At 62.2% G+C, this 7177-nt stretch carries 8 protein-coding genes; 3 read left to right on the top strand and 5 right to left on the bottom strand.

What is annotated here, in order from left to right; translation table 11 throughout:
• Positions 1-351: septum site-determining protein MinC (locus LO50_RS18195; RefSeq protein ID WP_044315886.1), on the bottom strand; the 351-nt coding region annotated here is incomplete at its 3' end.
• A gap of 158 nt (positions 352-509) precedes the next feature.
• Between LO50_RS18195 and LO50_RS18190 the strand changes: the two genes are divergently transcribed.
• A complete protein-coding gene (locus LO50_RS18190) occupies positions 510-1457 on the top strand; it encodes a lipid A biosynthesis lauroyl acyltransferase (RefSeq protein ID WP_014819789.1) in 948 nt (315 codons plus the stop codon).
• Positions 1458-1508: 51 nt separating this feature from the next.
• Here LO50_RS18190 and LO50_RS18185 read toward each other — a convergent pair whose 3' ends face one another.
• The 4 genes from LO50_RS18185 to LO50_RS18170 all read right to left on the bottom strand — a co-directional run bounded on the left by LO50_RS18185 (position 1509) and on the right by LO50_RS18170 (position 4889).
• A complete protein-coding gene (locus LO50_RS18185) occupies positions 1509-2351 on the bottom strand; it encodes a pirin family protein (RefSeq protein ID WP_044315885.1) in 843 nt (280 codons plus the stop codon).
• 94 nt (positions 2352-2445) lie between these two features.
• On the bottom strand, positions 2446-3201 hold the full coding sequence (locus LO50_RS18180) for an MlaA family lipoprotein (protein ID WP_044315884.1): 756 nt from the start codon (positions 3199-3201) through the stop codon (positions 2446-2448).
• Positions 3202-3205: 4 nt separating this feature from the next.
• The gene (locus LO50_RS18175; protein WP_044315883.1) at positions 3206-4498 is read right to left on the bottom strand and encodes an alpha/beta fold hydrolase family protein; all 1293 of its coding nucleotides are present in this window, start codon (positions 4496-4498) and stop codon (positions 3206-3208) included.
• Positions 4499-4664: 166 nt separating this feature from the next.
• Positions 4665-4889, bottom strand: coding sequence for a DUF2061 domain-containing protein (locus LO50_RS18170; protein ID WP_014819793.1), 225 nt, complete (start codon positions 4887-4889; stop codon positions 4665-4667).
• 282 nt (positions 4890-5171) lie between these two features.
• Between LO50_RS18170 and LO50_RS18165 the strand changes: the two genes are divergently transcribed.
• Both LO50_RS18165 and LO50_RS18160 read left to right on the top strand, forming a co-directional pair.
• Positions 5172-5486: a DUF485 domain-containing protein gene (locus LO50_RS18165; protein WP_023445032.1), complete on the top strand. Its 315-nt coding sequence runs from the start codon at positions 5172-5174 to the stop codon at positions 5484-5486.
• The gene (locus tag LO50_RS18160; protein WP_023445031.1) at positions 5486-7141 is read left to right on the top strand and encodes a cation acetate symporter; all 1656 of its coding nucleotides are present in this window, start codon (positions 5486-5488) and stop codon (positions 7139-7141) included. The genes LO50_RS18165 and LO50_RS18160 overlap by 1 nt, the downstream gene beginning before the upstream one ends.
• The last annotated feature ends 36 nt before the right edge of the window (positions 7142-7177 follow it).

Below are 7177 nucleotides of genomic sequence, written 5' to 3'. Positions count from 1 at the left end.
GACCTGCCGCTCACGAGCACCGGAAGGCGGCAGCACCGGCAGATCGAGCACCGCGGCCGCCTCGAGGTGGGACGGTTCGCTGGCGCGCAGGGCCAGGGTACGCAGACGATGCTTGCGGCACAGGCTGACCAGCGCAGCGATATCGATCTCGCGAGCCGCCTCCGGCAGCTTGTCCAAGGCCAGGACCAGCGGGGTGTTATTAAAAAAGTCTGGTGCCTGCTCGACCTTGGCCGCGAGTTGCTCGTCGAGACGCTCGATGTCGTTGCTGGCGAGTTCCAGCACGGTGATGGCGAGCATGCTGCCCTTGAGCTGGAACGCTGGGGACTGATCGGTGAGGTCGGCTTGGCTCATGGTCTGTCTGCTACGGTAAATGGCGAGGACTTATAGCGGGGCGCGTCGCTGCCTGCAACCCGCGAGCGGCCCGTAAAGCGATCGTCGGTGCGCTTGGGCTCGGTCAGCGCTGGCGTTTGCCGCTAGAATGCGTCGCTTCATCGGTTGTCGAGCTATTCATGGATCGTCCTCAGTTTCGTGCGTACTTCCTGCACCCGCGCTTCTGGCCGCTGTGGCTGGGCCTGGGCGTGCTGTGGCTGCTGGTCCAGTTGCCATATTCGGTTCTGTTGAAACTGGGGCGCGGGCTTGGCGCACTGATGTTTCGTTTCGCCGGTTCGCGTCGCTACATCGCCCGGCGCAATCTGGAGCTGTGTTTCCCCGAACTGAGTCAGGCGCAACGCGAGCGTCTGTTGCGGGAGAACTTTGCCTCCAACGGCATTGCCTTCTTCGAGATGGCCATGAGCTGGTGGTGGCCGCAGGCACGCCTGCAGCGCCTGGCCAGGATCGATGGGCTCGAGCATCTGCAGCAGGCTCAGGCTGCAGGGCAGGGTGTGATCCTGATGGCGCTGCATTTCACTACGCTGGAGATCGGCGCCGCGCTGCTCGGCCAGCGGCACACCATCGATGGCATGTATCGCGAGCACAAGAATCCGCTTTTCGACTTCGTCCAGCGTCGCGGGCGCGAACGGCACAACCGTGATGCGAGTGCCATCGAGCGCGAGGATGTGCGGGCGATGCTCAAGGTATTGCGCGCAGGGCGCGCCATTTGGTACGCGCCGGACCAGGACTATGGGCGCAAACAGAGCCTGTTTGTACCGCTGTTTGGCGTCCAGGCGGCGACCGTCACCGCCACGACCAAGTTCGCCCGGCTGGGCAGGGCGCGGGTCGTACCCTTCACCCAGGAACGCCTGGCGGACGGTTCGGGGTATCGACTGGTGATCCATCCGCCGCTGCAGGACTTCCCGGGTGAAAGTGAAGAGGCGGACTGTCTGCGGATCAACCAGTGGATAGAAGAGGCGGTCAGTGCGGTACCCGAGCAGTACCTCTGGGCGCATCGCCGCTTCAAGACCCGCCCGGTAGGCGAGCCCAGCTTGTATAAAAAGAGGAAGACGCGTTCGGCCGTCTAGTGGACTGCCATTTGCGCCAGGCCTGGTGCCTTCCCGGGCAGATCGTGCAGGTCAGGCCAACGTACCGTCCCGGAAGTCTCGCAGCGCCTGCTCGATCTCCTCGCGGCTGTTCATCACGAATGGCCCGTACTGCACGATCGGCTCACCGAGTGGGCGGCCTGCCAGCAGCATCAGCCGGGCGCCACGTTCGCTGGACAGATTGAGCTCGCCGTCCTGGGACATCTGAACCAACTGGCCTTTGCTCACCGCCTGCCCACCCACCCGCAGCGTCCCTTCATAGACGTAGAGCAGCAACCGATGGCCATCCGGCACTTGCGGCGAGACGGCACTCTCGGCTGAAAGCTGCAGGTCGAACAGCAGAGGCTCGGTATCGGGCCGCCGCACGATCCCGTGCTGTTCGATATCGCCGGCCTTGAACACGCCGGCGATGACCTTGGCCTGCACGCCGCCCGGCAGGGCGAGTTGCGGTATTTCGGCCGGGGCGAAATCCCGATAGTCCGGATCGCCGAGCTTGGCGTGGGAGGGCAGGTTCAACCATAGCTGGAAGCCGCGCATGGTGCCTTCCTGCTGCTGCGGCATCTCGCTATGGATGACGCCGCGCGCTGCGGTCATCCACTGCACGCCACCGCTCTCCAGCAACCCCACATTGCCCATGTGATCCTCGTGGCGCATGCGTCCTTCGAGCATGTAGGTGATGGTTTCGAAGCCGCGATGTGGGTGGGGCGGGAAGCCGGCAATGTACTCGTCAGGGTCGTTGGAACCGAACTCGTCGAGCATCAGGAACGGATCGAAGCGCTCCGGGGCAGCGCCGCCGAAGACGCGGGTCAGGCTGACGCCGGCGCCATCGGACGTGGCGCGGCCGCTGGTGATGGAAAGAATTTCACGCTGGGACATGATCGAATGCCTCTGGGGTTGAATTCGCCAAGAGTAGGTGCATGGCTTCGATCAATGGGTGCGTTATATCGCTACAAACGATCGATAAAGCAGATTATTCCTCTATCAGCAAATCCCGCGCCCGGCTGTAGACGTAGCGCACCTTCTCGTATTCGAACGGCGAATTGAGCTGACCGTAGCGGAAGCTGGTGACATGCCGCGCATTGACGGCCCGCAGCGCCGTCAGGCTCAACTCGCCGCCGGTGGTTTCGGAATACTGCAGAAACTCCACCTGCCGCTCGACGGCGAAGTCGGCCACGCGGCCCGTGGTGTCGCGCAGGTTGGACGGGCCCAGCGCCGGAAGAATCAGGTACGGCCCCTGGGGAATGCCCCAATAACCGAGGGTCTGGCCGAAATCTTCGCTCTGACGCGGCAGCCCCATGCGCGTTGCCGGGTCCCAGAGGCCGCCCACACCCAGGATGCTGTTGAACAGGAAGCGTGCGGTGGCATTCGCCGCGCGCTGGCCCTTGAATTGAGCCAGGCTGTTGAACAGCGTCGGCACTTCGCCGAGGTTGCTGAAGAAATTGCTCACGCCAGTGCGCACCGGCCGCGGCGTGACGTAGCGATAGCCGCGGACCACCGGCAGCATCACCCACTGATCGAGCCGATAGTTGAAGTGGTAGATGCGCCGGTTGACCGACTCGAACGGATCGTAGACGTCCAGTGCCTGGAAGGTGGCGCGCTCGAACTCGCGCTGATCCAGGCCGGGATTGAACTCCAGATTGCGCAGCGGATGGGTGAAACCATCCTCATCCACCTTCGGCGTGTCGGCGAAGGCCAGACCACTGGCCAGAAGCAACGGCAGCAGCATTCCTTTAGCCACGGAAGAACTCCAGCATGTGTTGAGTGTTTACGCGGTAGTTGAGGTTGCCGCAGTGGCCGCCTCGCGGATAAAGGGTCAGGCGATCACCGAAGGTACGGCGCAGGAAGCCGAGGTCACCCTCGCCGAGGATCAGGTCGTCGGCGTTGTGCATGACGGCGATCTTCGGACTCTGGCGCAGGTAATCCTCCAGCGCGTACAGGCTGACCTGCTGGATCAGCTGGGTCAGGCTGCCGCCGTCGTACTGGGCGCGCCACATCGGAATCACCTGCTCGGTGATGTAGCAGTCGAAGCTGCACAGCAGTGCGCGCTTGAAGAACGGCTCCAGACGGGTGCCTTCGTTGATCGGATACTCGGGAGGCGTGATCAGGCCGCGACGGTTGATCAGGTCGGAGGTGAAGGTGATATCCGCGGCGGAGAAGCGGAACACCGAACCGATGAGCATCGCCATCTGCTCGTCGCTGAGCTTCAGGTTCGATTGCTGGAAATCGTAGAGAACGGCCTCGTCGAGGTCGATATAGCCCTTCTGACGGTAATAGCGCGTGAGCTTTTCCAGAATCACTTCGTAGAAGGTGGTGTGGTCGTTAATGCCTTCGACGCGGGTCTGCACCAGCTTGTCCAGGTTGCTGACCGAGGTGTAGAGGTTGACCGGCGGATTCAGCAGCAGCACGCGCTTGAAGTTGAAGCTGCGGCGGGTTTCGTCCAGCTGGCTGACGAACGCGGCATTCAGGGCGCCGAGGCTGTAGCCGGTGAGGTGGTATTCGGTGACGGGCAGCTTGTGGTGCTGCGCGCGGACTGCCTGCATGACCCGGTACAGGTCCTTGGCATCGTCGCTGCTGATCCCGGGTGTTGCGTAGCGCGAGGCGGCGGACATGAAGTCATAGCTGGTCGGCGACGACAACTGCACCACATGGTAGCCGGCGCCGTAGAACAGACGCTTCAGGGCTTCGGTCTTGCCAGCCGAATAGCGCGCGCCGGTACCGGAAATGATGAACATGAGTGGCGCGGGGCCGCTTTGCCGAGCGAGCCGATAACGCAGCTTTTTGACCGGCCAGAAGTTGTCCGGCAGGGTGAACTCGCGTTCGGGACGCAGACGCAGGTTGTAGTCGGCCTGGTCGATATCGTCATCGGTCGGCACTTCGGCGCGTAGCTCGATGGGCGTACCGGCGATGGTGGCTTCGAAGGGGTTGGACAGCGGGAAGCCGTACTCCTCGACAGTCAGATCGGCGGCGTGGACAGGCGCAACGACCAGGGCGAGCAGGGCGGTCAGGCGCAACAACAGCTGCATGGTGCTTCTCCGTTAACAGGCCCGGCTGGCCTGTGGCAAGGCAGCGACGGGGTCCCGCGCTACCTGTCCCAATAGAACTGCATCGGCCGCACAATGCAAGCCAACTTCACTATGGCAGCGCGGTTGCGGATTCGATCCCTGCGCAGGATGAGAAATGACGACGGCGTCAGGCGTGATGGTGCAGCCAGGCATGTTTGGGGATGGGCATCTTGCTTGCCGGACTGCGTTCGAAACGCTGCCAGAGCTTCTCGTGGAAGTAGAAGCCCACCGAGTTGCACAGCGGTTCGACGGTGGCGACCAGGCCGCCAATGGCGATGCTGCCAGTCAGTGCATAGGTCACCGAAAAGGCGATGCAGAAGTGCATCAGGGTGAACGTCACGGTCTTCAGCATGGCCCCGTCTCCTTGTGCAGTCGAGAATCGTTCTCGCGATGGAGAGAGTCTGGTCGAGCCCGGGCAATGTCTGAAATCAACGTTTCGCATGTGCGACATAGCGCCACACTATTTGTATGTGGATTTGTTGCGGCGCCCCATTTTCCGCGGCTGAACGGCTCTACGACGGGTGTTTTTGTGAACTGCATTCAGACCAAAGTCGGGGTGGTGTTCATCCGACCCAAGCCTAAAGTAGCCGCCCCTGCTCCCACCGGGGGGTAGCGACCGTGGAGACAGATTCCAATGCACAATGAAAATGTTTACCGGCAGATCTATGCCAATCCGCGTTTCCAGGAACTGGTTGCCAAGCGCGGCCGTTTTGCCTGGCTGCTATCGGCTGTCATGCTCAGCGCCTACCTGGCGTTCATCCTGCTGATCGCCTTCGAGCCAAAGATCCTCGGCATTCCGCTGTCCGCCAATACCGTGACCACCTGGGGTATCCCGGTTGGCGTCGGGGTGATCTTCATGGCGTTCATCCTGACCGGTGTCTATGTGCAGCGTGCCAATGGTGAGTTCGATCGCATCAACCAGGAAATCCTCAACGAGGCACAGAAATAATGATCCTGCGTTTCCTGATGGCTGCCTTCCTCCTGGCAGTCTCGCCTGCGCTGCTCGCCGATGCGATTACCGGCGAAGTCCAGAAACAGGCCACCAACTACACCGCCATCATCATGTTCGTGGTGTTCATCGTCTTCACCATGGGCATCACCAAGTGGGCGGCCAAGCGCAACACCTCCACGGCTGATTACTACACCGCGGGTGGTAGCATCACCGGCTTCCAGAACGGCCTGGCTATCGCCGGCGACTTCATGTCGGCGGCATCCTTCCTGGGCATTTCCGCGCTGGTCTACACCAGCGGCTACGACGGCCTGATCTACTCCATCGGCTTCCTCGTCGGCTGGCCGATCATCCTCTTCCTGATGGCCGAGCGCCTGCGCAACCTGGGCAAGTTCACCTTCTCCGACGTGGCGTCCTATCGCCTCGGTCAGACGCAGATCCGCCTGCTTTCGGCATTCGGCTCGCTGATCGTGGTGGCCTTCTACCTGATCGCGCAGATGGTCGGCGCCGGCAAGCTGATCCAGCTGCTGTTCGGCCTGGACTACTACGTAGCCGTGGTGCTGGTCGGTGTGCTGATGGTCATGTACGTGCTGTTCGGCGGCATGCTCGCCACCACCTGGGTGCAGATCATCAAGGCGGTCCTGCTGCTGTCCGGTGCCTCTTTCATGGCCATCATGGTGATGAAGAGTGTCGGTTTCGACTTTGGCAGCCTGTTCGCCGAAGCAGTGAAGATCCACGAGAAAGGCGCTCAGATCATGAGCCCGGGCGGCCTGGTTTCCGATCCGATCTCGGCGATCTCCCTCGGCCTGGCGCTGATGTTCGGCACCGCTGGCCTGCCGCACATCCTGATGCGCTTCTTTACCGTCTCCGACGCCAAGGAAGCGCGCAAGAGCGTGTTTTACGCCACCGGCTTCATCGGCTACTTCTACATCCTGACCTTCATCATCGGCTTCGGCGCGATCCTGTTGGTCAGCACCAACCCGGACTTCAAGGACGTGACCGGCGCCATCGTCGGCGGCACCAACATGGTCGCCATCCACCTGGCCAGCGCGGTGGGCGGCAACCTGTTCCTCGGCTTCATCTCCGCGGTCGCCTTCGCCACCATTCTCGCCGTCGTGGCGGGTCTGACCCTGGCCGGTGCCTCGGCGGTTTCCCATGACCTCTATGCCTGCGTGATCAAGCAGGGCAAGGCGCGGGAAGAGGACGAGATGCGCGTGACCAAGCTGACCACCTTGACCCTGGGCGTGGTGGCGATTCTGCTCGGCATCATCTTCGAAAAGCAGAACATCGCGTTCATGGTCGGCCTGGCATTCTCCATCGCCGCCAGCTGCAACTTCCCGGTGCTGTTCCTTTCCATGTACTGGAAGGGCCTGAGCACCCGCGGCGCGCTGTTCGGTGGCTCGCTGGGGCTGTTCACTGCGTTGCTGCTGACCATCATCAGCCCGACCGTATGGGTCGACGTGTTCGGTTATGCCGAGGCGATCTTCCCCTACAAATACCCGGCGCTGTTCTCGATGGCCGCCGCGTTCATCGGCATCTGGTTCTTCTCGGTCACCGACAAGTCCAAGCGTGCCGGCGAGGAGCGCGAGCGCTTCTTCGCCCAGTTCGTTCGTTCGCAGACCGGCCTGGGTGCCACCGGTGCCGTCGCGCACTGACGCAATGCTGGCAGAAACAAGGGCAGCCCTCGGGCT

Source organism: Stutzerimonas stutzeri (genome assembly GCF_000935215.1).
Lineage (GTDB): Bacteria > Pseudomonadota > Gammaproteobacteria > Pseudomonadales > Pseudomonadaceae > Stutzerimonas.
Note: the sequence above shows the minus strand (reverse complement) of the source record. Positions and strands in the feature narration are given on the sequence as shown.